At 69.4% G+C, this 867-nt stretch carries 1 protein-coding gene; it reads right to left on the reverse strand.

Annotation, left to right across the window (positions count from 1 at the left end; translation table 11 throughout):
* Nucleotides 1-76: 76 nt before the first annotated feature.
* Nucleotides 77-832 carry a DNA-methyltransferase gene (locus FNQ90_RS25210; RefSeq protein ID WP_143625273.1) on the reverse strand — a complete coding sequence of 252 codons (756 nt, stop codon included), beginning with the start codon at nt 830-832 and terminating at the stop codon, nt 77-79.
* Between the last annotated feature and the right edge of the window lie 35 nt (nt 833-867).

Raw genomic sequence — 867 nt, forward strand, 5'->3', positions numbered from 1 at the left:
GGGTCTCCTTCGAGCGGTGGCCGACGGGGAAAGGCCGCACCGGGGCTTCGGGGGCGGAGCCCCGGGAGCCGGGTGGTCAGGCCGTGAGCACGAGGTCGTCGCGGGTGAGTGTCTTCCGGGCGGTCTCGGTGAGCCGGTCTCTCGCGATGTCGGCGTAGTGTTCGGTCTTCTCCACCCCGATGAAGTCGCGTCCCTCCAGCAGGGCGGCCACTCCCGTGGAGCCGGAGCCGGCGCAGAAGTCGAGCACCGTGCCGCCCGGAGGGCTGATCTTGACCAGTTCGCGCATCACCTCGACCGGCTTCTGGGTGATGTGCCGCCGCTTGGAGCCCGAGGGCTGGGAGGCGGAGTACAGGCCGGGCAGGTAGACGGGATTGCGGGAGCCGTCCAGCGTTCCGTTGGACCCCCACACGACGAACTCGCAGTTCTGTGTGAAGCGGCCCTTCTGCGGCCTGGCCTGCGGTTTGTGCCAGGCCAGCACGCCGCGCCACAGCCATCCGGCCGCCTGGATCGCGTCGGTGGTGATGGGCAACTGCCGCCAGTCGGTGAACAGCAGCGCGGTGCCGCCGGGCTTCGTCAGGCGGTGGGCCTCGGTCATGAGCTGGGTGAGCCAGAACCCGTAGGAGCGCTGGTCCATGTTCTCGCCGGTGAAGTCGGCCAGGGCGTGCTTGGCGTCGGCCGAGGTGTACTTCTGCCTCGCCGAGCGGGAGGTGCGTTCCTTGGCGGTCCGGCCGCCGGAGTTGTAGGGCGGGTCGGTGATCACGGAGTCAACGCAACCGTCCGGCAGCGTGGTGAGCACACGCAGGGCGTCGCCCCGGTGCAGGGAAAAAGGCAAAGAGGTACCCCGATTCGGGTGGGGGAATTCGAGGG

The organism is Streptomyces alkaliphilus (genome assembly GCF_014141535.1).
GTDB lineage: Bacteria > Actinomycetota > Actinomycetes > Streptomycetales > Streptomycetaceae > Streptomyces > Streptomyces alkaliphilus.